Annotated in this window: 14 protein-coding genes; all 14 read right to left on the bottom strand. The window is 61.8% G+C overall.

Annotation, left to right across the window (positions count from 1 at the left end):
• Window positions 1-72 precede the first annotated feature (72 nt).
• Window positions 73-402 (bottom strand): hypothetical protein, encoded by a 330-nt coding sequence (locus NR126_RS08620; protein ID WP_027619083.1) that lies wholly within the window; start codon window positions 400-402, stop codon window positions 73-75.
• Window positions 399-1313: an alpha/beta hydrolase gene (locus NR126_RS08615; RefSeq protein ID WP_256830024.1), complete on the bottom strand. Its 915-nt coding sequence runs from the start codon at window positions 1311-1313 to the stop codon at window positions 399-401. The genes NR126_RS08620 and NR126_RS08615 overlap by 4 nt, the downstream gene beginning before the upstream one ends.
• A gap of 97 nt (window positions 1314-1410) precedes the next feature.
• Window positions 1411-2688: a flavohemoglobin expression-modulating QEGLA motif protein gene (locus NR126_RS08610; protein WP_027619085.1), complete on the bottom strand. Its 1278-nt coding sequence runs from the start codon at window positions 2686-2688 to the stop codon at window positions 1411-1413.
• Between the two features lie 46 nt (window positions 2689-2734).
• Window positions 2735-3277, bottom strand: coding sequence for a hypothetical protein (locus NR126_RS08605; RefSeq protein WP_256830023.1), 543 nt, complete (start codon window positions 3275-3277; stop codon window positions 2735-2737).
• Window positions 3278-3307: 30 nt separating this feature from the next.
• A complete protein-coding gene (locus NR126_RS08600; protein ID WP_027619087.1) occupies window positions 3308-4024 on the bottom strand; it encodes a TetR/AcrR family transcriptional regulator in 717 nt (238 codons plus the stop codon).
• Between the two features lie 98 nt (window positions 4025-4122).
• On the bottom strand, window positions 4123-5625 hold the full coding sequence (gene lysS / locus NR126_RS08595; RefSeq protein WP_027619088.1) for a lysine--tRNA ligase: 1503 nt from the start codon (window positions 5623-5625) through the stop codon (window positions 4123-4125).
• A 94-nt stretch (window positions 5626-5719) separates the two neighbouring features.
• Window positions 5720-6815 (bottom strand): peptide chain release factor 2 gene (gene prfB / locus NR126_RS08590; protein ID WP_095965010.1). Its coding sequence is split into 2 segments (ribosomal slippage): window positions 5720-6742 and window positions 6744-6815, totalling 1095 coding nucleotides; the frame shifts between segments, so codons are not numbered across the junction.
• A gap of 107 nt (window positions 6816-6922) precedes the next feature.
• Window positions 6923-7924 carry a diguanylate cyclase domain-containing protein gene (locus NR126_RS08585; RefSeq protein ID WP_027619090.1) on the bottom strand — a complete coding sequence of 334 codons (1002 nt, stop codon included), beginning with the start codon at window positions 7922-7924 and terminating at the stop codon, window positions 6923-6925.
• A 48-nt stretch (window positions 7925-7972) separates the two neighbouring features.
• Window positions 7973-8983: a chemotaxis response regulator protein-glutamate methylesterase gene (locus NR126_RS08580; RefSeq protein ID WP_256830022.1), complete on the bottom strand. Its 1011-nt coding sequence runs from the start codon at window positions 8981-8983 to the stop codon at window positions 7973-7975.
• Window positions 8980-11268, bottom strand: coding sequence for a hybrid sensor histidine kinase/response regulator (locus NR126_RS08575; protein WP_256830021.1), 2289 nt, complete (start codon window positions 11266-11268; stop codon window positions 8980-8982). Before NR126_RS08575 ends, NR126_RS08580 begins: the two co-directional genes overlap by 4 nt.
• Entirely contained in the window at window positions 11265-11948 is a 684-nt protein-coding gene (locus tag NR126_RS08570; protein WP_027619093.1) for a chemotaxis protein CheW, read from the bottom strand. The genes NR126_RS08575 and NR126_RS08570 overlap by 4 nt, the downstream gene beginning before the upstream one ends.
• Entirely contained in the window at window positions 11945-13213 is a 1269-nt protein-coding gene (locus NR126_RS08565) for a protein-glutamate O-methyltransferase CheR (RefSeq protein WP_027619094.1), read from the bottom strand. The genes NR126_RS08570 and NR126_RS08565 overlap by 4 nt, the downstream gene beginning before the upstream one ends.
• Entirely contained in the window at window positions 13210-13746 is a 537-nt protein-coding gene (locus NR126_RS08560) for a chemotaxis protein CheW (RefSeq protein WP_256830020.1), read from the bottom strand. Before NR126_RS08560 ends, NR126_RS08565 begins: the two co-directional genes overlap by 4 nt.
• Window positions 13746-15368, bottom strand: a complete 1623-nt coding sequence (locus NR126_RS08555; RefSeq protein ID WP_027619096.1) for a methyl-accepting chemotaxis protein — start codon at window positions 15366-15368, stop codon at window positions 13746-13748. Before NR126_RS08555 ends, NR126_RS08560 begins: the two co-directional genes overlap by 1 nt.
• Window positions 15369-15455: the final 87 nt, after the last annotated feature.

The following is a 15455-nucleotide window of genomic DNA, read 5'->3' as shown; positions in this document are numbered from 1 at the left end:
CGCAGTAACGCAAAAGCCCCGTCTGATTCGTTCAGGCGGGGCTTTTTTTGTGCACGATCAGTGCGGCTGTGCTTACGGTTCAAGCTGCTGCGGCGTTTCCTGGCCCATGCAGCGCACCGCCTGCTTCTTGTTGTTGACCAGCACACCCGTCAGGCCTTTCTGTTCGGTGTCGAACATCACCAGCACGCCATCGATGCATTGCGCGACTTGCGCGGCCGGTTGCAGGGAGATTTTATAGTCTTCGCCCGGCACGGTCTTGAGCATGGTGAAGTCGCTGAGCAGCAAGGCATCTTCCGGCTTGGCAAAGTGCAGGTAGCCGTACCACCACAGGGCGCCCACGGTGCCGAGGATGGTGCAGATACCGGTGATGATCAGCGGGATGGCGTTACGTTCTTCACTCATTGCGGGCTCTCTTGCGGTTCAACTTCAGAATGACGGGGTGCCGGGTAGTTGGGGATTTCGCCGAGTCGACGCACCCCATTGAAATGTTCTGGATCGTCCAGCCAACGCAGCATGACGGTGCGCCAGACCGGATCGGCGAAGGTCTGCACATGACCACCTCGGGTCAGCTGCAGGACTTTGGGCGGCGGCGCAGCTTGATACAGTCGGATGCCGTTGGAAAGAGGCACGATCGGGTCATCGATGCTGTGGTAGATCAATTTCGGCACTTGCTTGATCTTTGGCATCGCGTAAATGGCACTGTCGGCGTCCGGAACCAGCCAGGACAACGGCACCTGTAGCGGCCAGGTCAGCCATGAAGTACTCAAGGCAAACTGGCCGACTGCGCGGTAGCTGGCGGGTACGCCATCGAGCACCAATGCCTTGAGTCCGGCCTGACGCTGCGGGCGTTCGGCCAGATAATGCAGGGCCATGGCCCCGCCGAGACTCTGGCCCAGCACGATCAACGGCTTACCCTGGACCTCGGGCGCCTGGCCCAGCCAGTTGAACGCGGCGTCGATGTCCAAATAGACCTGCGGCAGACTCGGTTTGCCCTCGGAGAGTCCGTATCCGCGGTAGTCCAGCAGCAACACTTGGTAACCTTCTTTCGGCAACCAATAGCTGCCTCCCAGGTGCATCGGCAGATTGCCGCCGTTGCCGTGCAGGTGCAGCACCGTGCCCTTGACCGCCACACCCGGTTTCGTCGGCAACCACCAGGCGTGCAGGCGGACACCGTCGGCGGTGGTCAGGGTGACGTCGTGAAATTCGAGGTCGGCTTTTGCCGGGGTGAATAACTGACCGGGTTCTGGGTAGAACAGCAGGGAACTGCAGCCGGTCAGGGTCAGGAGAAGGCCGATAACGCCGAGGATTCGCATCCTTTGAAACCTCTGTAGGAGCGAGCCTGCTCGCGATTGGGGGCCACATTCAACATATTTGTTGCCGGATAAACCGCCATCGCCAGCAAGCTGGCTCCTACAGAATGTTGGAATAGTCCGCCTCAATCCGGTCCAGGCTCAGGTGGTTGAGGAAGTTGGAGAAGCACATCCAGGCCGACAGCGCGTTCATGTCGCGGAACTGAGCCGGCAGGTATTTCGGTGGTTCCACCAGGCCTTCATCGACCAGCTGGCGCAAGGTGCGCATGTCTTCCAGGGTGGTCTTGCCGCAGAACAGCAACGGAATCTGCTCAAGCTTGCCTTTGCGCACGGCCAACTGAATGTAGTTGTAAACCATGATGAAGCCCTTGAGATAGGACAAGTCTTTAGTAAATGGCAGGCCATTGGGCACCGAACCGCGGAACACCCGGCTGGCGTTGCCGTAGCTTTCGGCCATTTCGAAGCCCTGCTCGCGGAAGAACTCGTAGATCTGCAGGAAGTCCGCGCCCTCCTCGACCATATGGATGGCGCGAGTACGGTTGGTCAATTTGCGCAGGCGGCTGGGATAGGAGGCGAAGGTGATGATTTCCATCAGGATCGCCAGGCCTTCCTGGGTCACGGTCGACGACGGCGGGCCCTTGGCCAGGAAGGTACAGATCGGTTGGCTCAAGCCATTGAGGGTGGTGCCGACATGCACCAGCCCTTCATGCACCTCGAGGGCACGCACGTCGCGTTCGTTGAACTTCGCGTCGGCGCGAATCTTGATGTAGTCGGCACCCGCCGCCGCATCAGCGACGATACCGTCGGACTCGAACACCCGAATGGTCTCCTCGGCCTCGCCAAAGACTTTGTTCAGGCGGGTCTGCAACAGGTGCACGGCCTCCTTGGCGCTAAGGGTCTTCGGTTCGTCCTTGAGGTCGCCCCGGCCATCGATGTTGTTCAGGTAATCGGACATCATCAGACCCAGGTCGGCCAGGGTCGGGTCGCCGGCGTGAAAGGCATCGGAGGCCGCGCCGTAGAGCTCCTGGGAAATCAGGCCGAAATCCTCAGTGCCCCGGGCTTCGAGCATCCGCACCACCATGCGGTACTCCTTGCACATGCGCCGCATGATCTGCCCGACCGGGTTGAACTGACCGAGCTGACGAGTGATGTCACGCTCGATGTTCTGGAACTCCAGCTTCACTTTGCTCGAGTCGAAAGACAGCGGCCGATTGAGGTAGTAATCGCGGTCCACCGCCGGCATTTCCTTGCCTTTGGCCTTGAGGAAGCCCTTGCGAATGGTGTCGTCCCACTTCACCGCATCGAGGACGCGGATCGGCGTCTGCGCCAGCACTATGCGATCAGACAGGGTGCGTATCGTCTGCTGGTAATCGTCCACCGGTAACTCCCTTGTTCAAGCCTGACGTACTGCGTTGAGTAAATATTCAGCGCCGCTGGTAGCGGGCAGCCTCGACAAAGACATCGGAATTGGCCGGATCGTCGAGGTAGGCGAATACCTGGTCCATGCTGCTATTGACCAGCACGCCATCGCCTTCACCGGTGGTAAAGGGGTCGCCCTGAAGCCGCTGCTGGCCAAGGGCCTGGCGGATCTGGTCGAGATCGAGTTGATAGATCACCAGTTCCCGGCGATCGTTGAGTTCGAAGCCGGCGATAGTGAAGTGTCCGCCATACTGGGCCGGGACCTTGGCCGACAGGTACCAGCGGTTGCCATGGCGCGACACGGTGAAGGGGTAGGCTTCACGCTCTTTCGGCCGCGCCTTGAAGTAGCTCACCGCTTGATAGCGGTCCGGGCCGACTCGGGTCAGTTCCAGATTCTGTGCTTCGCCCCAGGCGTTCTTGCTGGTCCATTTTCCCAGCAGCCCCTGCGGGGCTGCCTCATTGGCGGGCAACGGTTCCTTGAAGGAAACCAGGCAGCCACCCAGCAGCAAAAACGCCAGGAAGATCACCATCACACGCCAATACTTCATCCAGGACTCCCTTTTACTGCCCGCCAGGGGTTACACCGACGCCAGCACCAAATGCATGTACCGGGTGAGGATAGCGAGCGTTTCCTCTTCCGTTTGCGGCTGCGCCTCGTTGAGCAAGCCTTGATATTCCATCCGTCCGATTATAGCCGTCAACACTTTGGCATCTTGCTCCGGCTGCGCCGAGCCCAGCACCTCGAACAACTGGAAGGTGCCATGCAGGAGAATCTGCTGATGGGAGCGCACCAACAGTGCCAGGCGTGGATTGAGCAGGGCTTCCTGGCGAAACGCCTGTTCGGCCATCAGGTGCTCACGGCGATTGACCAGTTGCCGGTGCACATAATCGGCGGTAAACCGCGCAATGTCGTCGGCCACTCGCGAACGGGATTCGGGGCTGCCATCACTGCTGACCACCAATTCGCGCAATAACCCTTCGTGGTTGGCCCACAGCTTGGCCATATACGCGGCGCTGCGCTCCACATACTGGGCGAAGGTATCGGTCAACAGGTCGTCGATGTCCTTGAAATAGTAGGTGGTCGCCGACAGCGGTACGTCGGCTTCCGCCGCCACGGCGCGGTGGCGCACCGCGCGCACGCCGTCGCGCACGACAATGCGCATCGCGGCATCAAGAATCTCCTGGCGACGCTGTTCACTGCCCTGGCGGCTGGCCTTGCGGCCCTGGTACTGAACACTTTCGGCGACCGCCGTGGCGACCCCCGCAGCTCCTTCTTGAGCATTTGCACGATTCACCGGTCTTACCTCGCAGTTGGAAGCAATAAGTTGATACGTTTGTTCCATTCAGGCAATAAAAAGCCGCCTGAAGTCGGCGGCTTTTTAAATTGCAGCATTTACGCTTGCGGTCGCATGTGCGGGAACAGGATCACATCGCGGATCGATGGCGAGTTGGTCAACAACATCACCAGGCGATCGATACCGATGCCCTCGCCCGCCGTTGGCGGCATGCCGTACTCCAGCGCACGCACGAAGTCGGCGTCGTAGTGCATGGCTTCGTCGTCGCCGGCGTCCTTGTCGGCCACCTGGGCCATGAAGCGCTCGGCCTGGTCTTCCGCGTCGTTCAACTCGGAGTAGGCGTTAGCGATTTCGCGACCACCGATGAACAGCTCGAAGCGGTCGGTGACGTTCGGGTTGTCGTCGTTGCGACGAGCCAGCGGCGATACTTCGAACGGGTACTGGGTAATGAAGTGCGGCTGTTCCAGCTTGTGCTCCACCAGTTCTTCGAAAATCATCACCTGCAGCTTGCCCAGGCCTTCGAAGCCCAGCACCTTGGCGCCGGCTTTCTTGGCGATGTCACGGGCCTTGTCGATGTCGTTCAGGTCGTCGGCGGTCAGCTCAGGGTTGTACTTGAGGATCGAGTCGAACACTGACAGGCGCACGAACGGCTCGCCGAAGTGGAACACCTTGTCGCCGTACGGCACGTCAGTGCTGCCCAGGACCAGCTGCGCCAGTTCACGGAACAGTTCTTCGGTCAGGTCCATGTTGTCTTCGTAGTCGGCGTACGCCTGGTAGAACTCCAACATAGTGAATTCAGGGTTGTGACGAGTCGAAACGCCTTCGTTACGGAAGTTGCGGTTGATCTCGAAGACTTTCTCGAAGCCGCCAACCACCAGGCGCTTGAGGTACAGCTCAGGCGCGATACGCAGGAACATTTCCATGTCCAGCGCGTTGTGGTGGGTTTCGAACGGCTTGGCTGCCGCGCCGCCAGGGATGGTCTGCAGCATCGGCGTTTCAACTTCGAGGAAGTCGCGCTTCATCAGGAAGCTGCGGATGTGCGCAATCACCTGCGAACGCACGCGGAACGTCTGGCGCACGTCTTCGTTGACGATCAGGTCAACGTAACGCTGGCGATAGCGCTGCTCGGTGTCGGTCAGGCCGTGGTGCTTGTCCGGCAATGGGCGCAGGGACTTGGTCAGCAGACGCACGCTGGTCATTTCAACGTACAGGTCGCCCTTGCCGGAACGGGCCAGGGTGCCTTCGGCGGCAATGATGTCGCCCAGGTCCCAGGTTTTCACCTCGGCCAGGGTTTCTTCCGGCAGGGTCTTGCGGTTGACGTAGACCTGGATGCGCCCGGTCATGTCCTGGATCACCATGAACGAGCCACGGTTGAGCATGATGCGACCGGCAACCTTGACCGGGATTGCAGCCTCTGCGAGCTCTTCCTTGGTCTTGTCCGCGTACTGTTTCTGCAGGACATCGCAGTAGTTGTCGCGGCGGAAGTCGTTCGGGAAGGCATTGCCCTTGGCGCGCTCGGCAGCAAGCTTTTCCTTGCGCAGGGCGATCAGGGTGTTTTCTTCCTGTTGCAGGGCTTGCGGGTCGAGTTCTAGGTCGCTCATGTCTTTAGGTATTCCATCTGGTTCGTTGCCCCCGGCCTGCGGCCGGGGATCGCCGGCAAGCCGGCTCCTACAGGGATCGCGGTGTGTCAGGGTATTACAGCCCGGACTTCAGGCTGGCTTCCAGGTACTCGTCGATGTCGCCGTCGAGCACCTTGTCGCAGTCGCTGCGTTCGATGTTGGTGCGCAGATCCTTGATCCGCGAGGCATCCAGTACATAGGAACGAATCTGGTGACCCCAGCCGATATCGGACTTGGTGTCTTCCAGCGCTTGCGACGCGGCGTTGCGTTTCTGCATTTCCTGCTCGTACAACTTGGCCCGCAGCATTTTCATGGCGGTGTCCTTGTTGGCGTGCTGGGAACGTTCGTTCTGGCAGCTGACCACGGTGTTGGTCGGTACGTGAGTGATACGTACGGCCGAGTCGGTGGTGTTTACGTGCTGACCACCGGCACCGGAGGAACGATAGGTGTCGATCCGCAGGTCTGCCGGGTTGATTTCGATTTCCACTTTGTCGTCGATCTCTGGCGAGACGAAAACCGCGGAGAACGAGGTGTGGCGACGGTTGCCGGAGTCGAACGGGCTCTTGCGCACCAGGCGGTGCACGCCGATTTCGGTGCGCAGCCAGCCAAAGGCGTACTCGCCCTTGATGTGCACGGTAGCGCCCTTGATCCCGGCGACTTCACCGGCCGACAGCTCCATGATGGTCGCATCGAAGCCGCGCTTGTCAGCCCAGCGCAAGTACATGCGCAGCAGGATGTTGGCCCAGTCCTGGGCTTCGGTGCCGCCGGAACCGGCCTGGATGTCCAGGTAGGCGTTATTCGGGTCCATTTCATGGCTGAACATGCGACGGAATTCCAGCTTGGCCAGGCTTTCCTCGAGACGGGCCAGCTCGGCGACCACATCGTCGACGGCGCCTTCGTCGTTTTCTTCGACGGCCATGTCCAGCAGGTCACGGCAATCGGCCAGACCGGTGTTCAGCTCGTCAAGGGTATCGACGATCTGCGCCAGCGCAGCGCGCTCGCGGCCCAGTTCCTGGGCGTATTCAGGTTTGTTCCAGACACTCGGATCTTCAAGCTCGCGATTGACCTCGGTCAGACGCTCATGCTTTTGATCGTAGTCAAAGATACCCCCGAATAGTTTCGGAGCGCTCGGACAGGTCCTTGATGGTGTTAAGGATCGGGTTGATTTCCATGGCGGGCAGCACTCGTTGGCGAACTTTTGAAAGCCGGCGAGTATACCGTAATCAGGCCGCCACGGCAGCCCGCCTGGCGGCAATTGCGCCACCAAAACGGCTGTTTTTTACGCGATCCCGACCTGATTGCGCCCATTGTTCTTCGCCAGGTACAGCCCCTTGTCGGCCGCCGAAATTAACTGTCGGCAGTCACTGCCCGGCTGCGGGGTGATGGTCGACAGACCGATGCTGATGGTCAGGCTCGCACCTTCGGCCGGGGAAATGTGCGGAATTTTCAGGGCAGCGACGGTCTGGCGCAGCTTCTCCGCGACCAGCCGTGCGCCGCCGGGCGAGGTGTTGGGCAGCACCAGGGCGAACTCTTCGCCGCCGTAGCGCGCCGGCAGGTCTGATGGACGACTGCTGGCATCGCGGATGGCCGTGGCCACCTTGCGCAGGGCTTCATCCCCGTCCAAATGGCCAAAACTGTCGTTAAATGACTTGAAGTAGTCGACATCGATCATCAACAGCGAGAGCTGGGTCTGATCCCGCAGCGACCGCCTCCACTCCAGTTCCAGGTATTCGTCGAAGTGCCGGCGGTTCGACAGGCCGGTCAGGCCGTCGGAGTTCATCAGGCGTTGCAGCACCAGGTTGGTGTCGAGCAACTGCTGCTGACTGACCCGCAGCGCCCGGTACGCGGCATCTCGCTGGATCAGGGTGTTGTAGGAGCGTGAGTGATAGCGGATCCGCGCGACCAGTTCGATATTGTCCGGCAGTTTGACCAGGTAATCGTTGGCGCCGGCGGCAAAGGCCGCGCTCTTGATTAAGGGGTCTTCCTTGGTCGACAGAACAATGATCGGGATGTCCTTGGTCGCTGGATGGTTGCGGTATTCGCGCACCAGCGTCAGGCCGTCCAGGCCGGGCATCACCAGATCCTGGAGGATCACCGTCGGCTTGATGCGGATCGCATGGGCAATCGCCTGATGCGGATCGGCGCAGAAGTGGAAGTCGATGTTGTCCTCGTTGGCCAACCCACGACGCACCGCTTCGCCGATCATCGCCTGGTCGTCGACCAGCAGGACCATGGCGGCGTTTTCATCGTTCTTGAAGTCGTCGAGCTGTAACTCATCCATGGGGATTCACCTGAAATACTGCTTGGCCAGTACCGCTGCGGATGTCAGTCATTGTGCAAAGATCTCCAGCAAACGTGGCGCTATTTTGTCCAGCGGGCGGATTTCTACAGCGGCATCGATGGCGGCGGCGGCCTTGGGCATGCCGTACACCGCACTGCTGTGCTGATCCTGAGCAATGGTCAGAAAACCCTGCTGGCGCATCAATTTAAGTCCCTGGGCGCCATCGCGGCCCATGCCGGTCAGCAGCACACCCACTGCATCACCGTTCCAGTAACTGGCCACGCTTTCAAAGAACACGTCAATCGAAGGTCGGTAGATCTCGTTGACCGGTTCGGCGGTGTAGGCCAGCGTACCGTTTTTCAATAATCGAATATGGTGATTGGTGCCCGCCAGCAGCACGGTACCGCTCTGAGGCGGCTCGCCCTCCTTCGCCAGGCGTACATCGAGGCCGCTGGCACTGCTCAGCCATTCGGCCATGCCGGCGGCAAACACCTGATCCACGTGCTGTACCAGCACAATCGCCCCGGGAAAATTACGCGGCAAGCCATTGAGCAGCACTTCCAGGGCGGCCGGGCCACCGGCCGAGGAGCCGATGGCTACCAGGCGCTGGCGCGACGCCGACGCGCGCAACGGGCTGGGCGTCTGCCTTTCGCGGCCGGTCTTCTCGCCAATCAGCCAGCCGATATTCATGATTTTGCGCAGCAGTGGCGCCGCCGCTTCCTGGGCGTTGCCCGCACCCAGCGCCGGGGTGTCGACCACATCCAGGGCGCCATGGCCCATGGCTTCGAAGACCCGGTGCACATTCTGCTGGCGATCGACCGTGACAATCACGATGGCGCATGGGGTTTCGGCCATGATCCGCCGGGTCGCCTCGACCCCGTCCATGACCGGCATGATCAAGTCCATCAGGATCAGGTCCGGGGTCAGCTCGGCGCATCGCTGCACCGCCTCCGCGCCATTGCTGGCGACCCACACCACCTGATGTGCGGGCTCGAACGCCAGGGCGCGGCGCAACGCCTCCACCGCCATGGGCATGTCGTTGACGATTGCGATCCTCATGCCCGCGCTCCTCCTATGAGCTCAACCACTGCGTCGAGCAGGGCATCATCATGAAAACTGGCCTTGGCTAGATAATAGTCGGCTCCGGCTTCCAGTCCACGGCGTCGGTCTTCTTCGCGATCCTTGTAGGACACCACCATCACCGGCAATGACTGCAAGCGGTTGTCGCGACGCAACAGCGATACCAGCTCGATACCGTCCATGCGCGGCATGTCGATATCGGTAATCAGCAGGTCGAAATCCTCGGAGCGCAGGGCGTTCCAACCGTCCATGCCATCCACGGCGACGGCGACGTCATAACCGCGATTGACCAGCAACTTGCGCTGCAACTCACGCACGGTCAGCGAATCGTCGACCACCAGCACCCGTTTACGCGCCACGTGCGCCGCCTGCTGATTATTACGAGCGATGCGCTCCAGGCGTCCAGTGTTAAGCAGCTTCTCAACGGAGCGCAGCATGTCTTCGACATCGACGATCAACACCACCGAGCCGTCATCGAGCAAGGCCCCGGCGGAGATATCCTGGATCTTGCCCAGGCGTTCATCCAGCGGCAGCACCACCAGGGTGCGCTCGCCGATGAAGCGCTCGACCGCCACCCCATACACCGCATCGCGCTCGCGAATCACCACCACCTTGAGGGTCGCCGCGCTGTTCTGGCTGGCCGGATGCTGCAACAACTGACTGGCGGCAACCAGGCCGACATGACGCCCCTCGTGCCAGAAATGCTGGCGCCCCTCGACCTGAATGATCTCATCCGGGGCCAGGTCACACATGCGCTCGATGTGCGCCAGGGGGAAGGCATAGGCTTCTTCACCCACTTCCACCACCAGGCTGCGCACCACCGACAGGGTCAGCGGCACTTCCAGATGAAAGCGACTGCCCTCCCCGGTTTTCTGCTCGAGCTCCACCGCTCCACGCAACTGGCGCACCATATGCTGCACCGCGTCCAGGCCGACACCGCGCCCGGAGACCTCGGTGACCCTGTCGCGCAGACTGAAGCCGGGCAGGAACAGGAACGTCAGCAGCTCTTCCTCGCTCAACTGTGCAGCCGTCTCGGCCGGCGACAGCTGGCGCTCGACGATACTGCGCCGGACCCGCTCCAGGTCGACACCATTGCCATCGTCGCTGAGTTCCAGCACCAGCAGACCGGCCTGGTGAGAGGCGCGCAAGCGGATCAACCCTTCGGCGGGCTTGCCGGCGAGCAGGCGCTGCTCCGGCATTTCGATGCCATGGTCCACCGCGTTGCGCAACAAATGGGTCAGCGGTGCTTCGAGTTTTTCCAGGACATCACGATCGACCTGAGTCTTCTCGCCCTCGATCTCCAACCGCACCTGCTTGCCGAGACTACGCCCCAGGTCGCGGACCATGCGCACCTGCCCCGTCAACACATCGGCAAACGGCCGCATGCGACAGGCCAGGGCGGTGTCGTAGAGCACTTGCGCACGCTGACTGGCCTGCCAGGCAAACTCGTCCAGCTCGGCGGTTTGCTCCGCCAGCACCTGCTGCGACTCGGCGAGTAACCGTCGCGCATCCTCCAGGGCTTCCTGCGCCTCCAGGCTCAGGCTCTGCTCGGTGAGTTGGGCGTTAAGGTTTTCCAGTGCGCGCAGGCCATTGCTCTGCAAGCGTTTAAGCCGCTGCAGGGTTGCCAGGTAGGGCTTCAGGCGCTGGGTTTCCACCAGCGACTTGCTCGACAGGTCGAGCAAGCTGTTCAGGCGCTCGGCGGTGACCCGCAGCACACGCTCGCCACCTTCGGTGACGCGCTTGCCCGGACGTGACGTTTGCACCGACGTCGCGATCTCCGGCTCGAGCAACTCTGGAGCAGGCGCTGGCTCAAGCTGCAACTCAGCCATTGGCCGTTCGGACAGCGGCGCGGCCACTACTGGGGCGGGCGCCGCCGGATCCAGCAGGCGTCCCATCAACGCCACATAGGCTTCAATGTTCTCGGGGCCGACATCGGCACTGCCGGGCGTGGCAATGCGCATCAGCAAATCAGTGCCCTGGAGCAATGCATCAATGTGCTCGGGGCGCAGCAGCAGGCGCCCCTCCTGAGCACTGACCAGGCAATCTTCCATCACATGAGAAACACTGACCCCGGCGTCCACCCCGACAATCCGGGCGGCGCCCTTGAGCGAGTGAGCCGCACGCATGCAGGATTCCAGGTGGTCGGCCTGGGTCGGATCACGCTCCAACGCCAACAGGCCGGCACTGAGCACTTGGGTCTGGGCCTCGGCCTCCAGGCTGAACAACTCCAGCAGCGAGGCGTCGCGCATTTGCTCGGGGGTCATGTGAGGCTCCGGGTCACGGCGGACAACAACTGCTCTTCATCCAGCCAACGCAAGCTGCGCCCCTTGTACGGCAATACGCCTCGGGTGTACTTGCCACTGGCCTGCGGGCCGGACTGCGAGGCAGCGTCGAGCAGGCGCTGGTCAATGGCGTGAATCCCGTCCACTTCATCCACCGGTACCACCACCGGGCCACCCTGTGCAGCAATGATCAACATACGCGGCATCACCCGTGCGGCTGCGGTGACAGGGGCCGACGCTTCCAGCCCCAGCAACTCCACCAGCGACAGGCACGCCACCAGCGCCCCGCGCACATTCGCCACCCCCAGCAGTGCCCGCGAGCGCTGATGAGGCAACGAATGCACGGTCTGCAAGGGCGCCACTTCCACCAGGCTGCGGGTGCTGAGCGCCAGCCACTCCTCGCCCAGGCGGAACATTAATAGCGAGCGCGTGGCAACCTGGACTTCGACCACCGCCGAAGAGTGTCGCTCGTCGTCCTGCTGCAAGGCATAGCGATCCAGCAAGCGGGTGGCGGCGGCGGAATACACCGCACAATTGCGGCAATGAATATGCTCAGCCAGCAACGGACAGGAGTGGTCGCCATGGATCCCGATGCGGTTCCAGCAATCGTCAATGGCTTGGGCATCGTCATGGGTCACGTTCAACGAAACAGAACCGATCATCGTTTGCGCTCACTGTCAGCGGTTCGTTCGTTACGCGCAGCGCGTTCCTGCAAGCGCCGGGCTCCGGCCTCGTCGCCCTGGGAGGCCAGCAGGGCGGCCAAATGCATCAGGGCTTCGGGGTGTTGCGGTTCCAGGTACAAGGCCTTGCGATAAAAGCCCTGGGCCTCCACCGCACTGCCGGCCACGTCGCTGAGCAGACCCAACCAATAGAACACCTGGGCGACAGGGGCATGCTGGCGCAGATAAGTCTCGCACGCCGCGCGCGCTTCCAGGCTTTTGCCTGCGTTGGCCAGGGCCGCGATATTCGCCAACAGCTGCGCGGCATCACTCGCCGGGGCTTTTTCAACCCGTGCCGGTGCAGTGCTGGCGAAGGGTCGACCCCGTGGCGTCGGCGCAGACATCCGGCGCGCCGGAGCACTGACCGGCAAAGGCGGCGGGATGAAGGCGGGTAGAGGTTCGGGCTGCGGATCGCTATGTCGGCTGAAGGCAAACGACTGGGGGATACCAATCGAACGCATGCCCAGGCGCCCCAGCAGACTGCCTTCGGCCGGGCCGATAAACAGCACGCCATCGACATGGGTCAGGCGCTTGAGCACTTCGAATACTTGCTGCTGGGTCGGCTGGTCGAAGTAGATCAGCAGGTTGCGGCAGAACACGAAGTCATAAGGCGGTTCATTGGCCAGCAGCGTCGGATCCAGCAGATTGCCGACCTGCAGGCGCACCTGCTCGCGCACTCGCTGATCAAGCTGATAGCCGTCGGCCTCGGTGCTGAAATGGCGGTCGCGAAAATCGATCTGCTGCCCACGAAACGAGTTCTTGCCGTAGCGCGCACGCTTGGCCCGCTCCACCGACAGCGGGCTGACGTCCAGCCCCTCGACCTTGAACTGATGCGGCGCCAGGCCTGCATCGAGCAAAGCCATGGCAATCGAATAGGGCTCTTCGCCGGTGGAACACGGCAAGCTGAGAATGCGCAGCGCACGCATGTTATGCAGTTCGGCCAAGCGTTTGTTCGCCAGTTTGGCCAGGGTCGCGAAGGACTCCGGATAGCGAAAGAACCAGGTTTCGGGGACGATCACCGCTTCGATCAGCGCTTGCTGTTCGTCAGCCGACACCTGCAGACGCTGCCAGTATTGGTCGGCCGTCTCCACCTGTTGCGCAGTCGTGCGTTGGCGCACGGCGCGCTCGATGATGGCAGGCCCGACCGACGTTACATCAAGGCCGATCCGCGCCTTGAGAAAATCGAAAAAACGTTGATCGCTGCTCATGGATGGTCCCCAAGCAGCGCAAGATCCAGCGGCGGCTGAGGAAACAGCAACGCACGCACTTGCGCATCCAGCAGGTCTGCCACTCGCACCCACTGCAACAAGCCCTGGGCATCCTCGCGCACCGGCCCCAGGTACGGCGCCTGGCGGTTGTCCAGGCCATAGGGCTGGAAGTCGGCGGGGTCGCAGCGCAGGGTGTCGGTGGCCTGCTCCAGAATCAATCCCAGCAAGCGCGCCGGGACGCTGTCATCGGCACGGTAGTGCACCAGCACCAGGCGGGTACTGGTGCGCGATACGGCAGCCTGGCCAAAGGTCAGCGCAGCAATATCAATCACCGGCACCACGGCGCCACGGTAGGCGAACACCCCCGCCACCCAATGCGGCGCCCTGGCAATCGGCTTCAATGGCAGGCGCGGCAGCACCTCTGCCACCTCCACGGCCTGCAACGCGTAGCGCTCGCCGCCAATGCGAAACACCAGGAACAGCGCCAGTTTCGGCCCCACGGCCGCGCCCCGCTTGGCCAGGAGTTCGCTCATCAGACTTTGAATCGCGAGACGCCGCTGCGCAGCCCGACGGCCACCTGGCTCAGTTCGTCGATGGCGAAACTGGCCTGGCGCAGCGATTCGACGGTCTGGCTGCTGGCATCGCCCAGCTGCACCAGCGCGTGATTGATCTGCTCGGCACCGGTGGCCTGGGCCTGCATGCCCTCGTTGACCATCAGCACCCTCGGTGCCAGCGCCTGGACCTGATGAATGATCTGCGACAGCTGTTCACCCACCTGCTGCACCTCGGACATGCCACGGCGCACTTCTTCGGAAAATTTGTCCATGCCCATCACCCCGGCCGAGACCGCCGACTGGATCTCGCGCACCATCTGCTCGATGTCGTAAGTGGCGACAGCCGTCTGGTCGGCCAAGCGTCGCACTTCGGTGGCGACCACGGCAAAGCCGCGCCCATATTCGCCGGCTTTCTCCGCTTCGATCGCGGCGTTGAGCGACAGCAGGTTGGTCTGGTCGGCGACCTTGACGATGGTCACCACCACCTGATTGATGTTGCCGGCCTTCTCGTTGAGGATCGCCAGCTTGGCATTCACCAGATCGGCGGCGCCCATCACCGAGTGCATGGTGTCTTCCATACGCGCCAGGCCTTGCTGGCCAGAGCCGGCCAGCACCGAGGCCTGATCAGCGGCGGTGGAGACTTCAGTCATGGTGCGCACCAAGTCGCGGGAGGTTGCGGCGATTTCCCGCGAGGTGGCGCCGATTTCCGTGGTGGTCGCGGCGGTTTCGGTGGCGGTGGCCTGCTGCTGCTTGGAGGTAGCGGCAATTTCGGTGACCGAAGTGGTGACCTGTACCGAGGAACGTTGGGCCTGGGACACCAGCGCTGTGAGCTCGGTCATCATGTCGTTGAAGCCGGTTTCCACGGCGCCGAATTCGTCCTTGCGGTCGAGATTCAGGCGGCCGCTGAGGTCGCCGGTGCGCATGATCTCGAGGATCTTCACGATGCGGTTCATCGGCGCCATGATCGCCCGCATCAGCAACAGGCCGCAGAGTGCGGCGGCCAGCACCGCCACCAGCAGCGAAATGCCCATGATCACTTTCGCAGTGAGGACCGCGTCATCGATGGCCGCGATGTCCCTGTCCGCCACCTTTTTGTTATGACGCAAGATATCGTTGAGTTTGACTCGACCTGCGGTCCAGGCCGGCGTCAGCTGGTCGTGGAACATCTTGAGCGCGTCAGCGTTCTGACTAAGTGCATGCAACTCGATCACGGCGGCGAGAATGCGGTGGTAGTCCTCGTGAAGCTTACCGAACGCGGCATACTCAGCCCGGTCTTCGTCATCCGTCACCGTCGCCTGGTACAGGTCCATCTGCTCCTGCAGACGCGCGGAGTAGGCCTTGAAGTCGGCGGCATCCTGAGCGCTGAAGCCCTGGCCCTGTTCCGTACCCAGCATCTCCAGCATTCGCAGGTAACTGTCGGACCAGGCACCGCGAATCATCGAGCTATAAAACACCCCGGGCAACGCATCTTCACGAACACTGGCTTCGCTGCTTTCAATTTTCAACAGCCGCGAATACGAGACGACAACCATCAGCAGCATGATGGCGATAATTACCGCAAAGCTCGCCAAAATGCGTTGGCGCAACGTCCAGTTCTTCACAGTCAGTCCTCGGGGCCATTCAAATGGTGGGGAGTATAGCCGAGGGCGCGCCGCGTTTTAGCAGCCGTTGCGCACTGCGTCTCATCT

Source organism: Pseudomonas sp. Pse1 (assembly GCF_024519635.1).
Taxonomy (GTDB): domain Bacteria; phylum Pseudomonadota; class Gammaproteobacteria; order Pseudomonadales; family Pseudomonadaceae; genus Aquipseudomonas.
This window is presented reverse-complemented; position numbering and strand designations above follow the sequence as displayed.

Coding starts and splice junctions, on each gene's coding strand:
- NR126_RS08620 (WP_027619083.1), bottom strand. CDS start 402: ATGAGTGAAGAACGTAACGCCATCCCGCTGATCATCACCGGTATCTGC.
- NR126_RS08615 (WP_256830024.1), bottom strand. CDS start 1,313: ATGCGAATCCTCGGCGTTATCGGCCTTCTCCTGACCCTGACCGGCTGC.
- NR126_RS08605 (WP_256830023.1), bottom strand. CDS start 3,277: ATGAAGTATTGGCGTGTGATGGTGATCTTCCTGGCGTTTTTGCTGCTG.
- lysS (WP_027619088.1), bottom strand. CDS start 5,625: ATGAGCGACCTAGAACTCGACCCGCAAGCCCTGCAACAGGAAGAAAAC.
- NR126_RS08585 (WP_027619090.1), bottom strand. CDS start 7,924: ATGGATGAGTTACAGCTCGACGACTTCAAGAACGATGAAAACGCCGCC.
- NR126_RS08580 (WP_256830022.1), bottom strand. CDS start 8,983: ATGAGGATCGCAATCGTCAACGACATGCCCATGGCGGTGGAGGCGTTG.
- NR126_RS08575 (WP_256830021.1), bottom strand. CDS start 11,268: ATGACCCCCGAGCAAATGCGCGACGCCTCGCTGCTGGAGTTGTTCAGC.
- NR126_RS08570 (WP_027619093.1), bottom strand. CDS start 11,948: ATGATCGGTTCTGTTTCGTTGAACGTGACCCATGACGATGCCCAAGCC.
- NR126_RS08565 (WP_027619094.1), bottom strand. CDS start 13,213: ATGAGCAGCGATCAACGTTTTTTCGATTTTCTCAAGGCGCGGATCGGC.
- NR126_RS08560 (WP_256830020.1), bottom strand. CDS start 13,746: ATGAGCGAACTCCTGGCCAAGCGGGGCGCGGCCGTGGGGCCGAAACTG.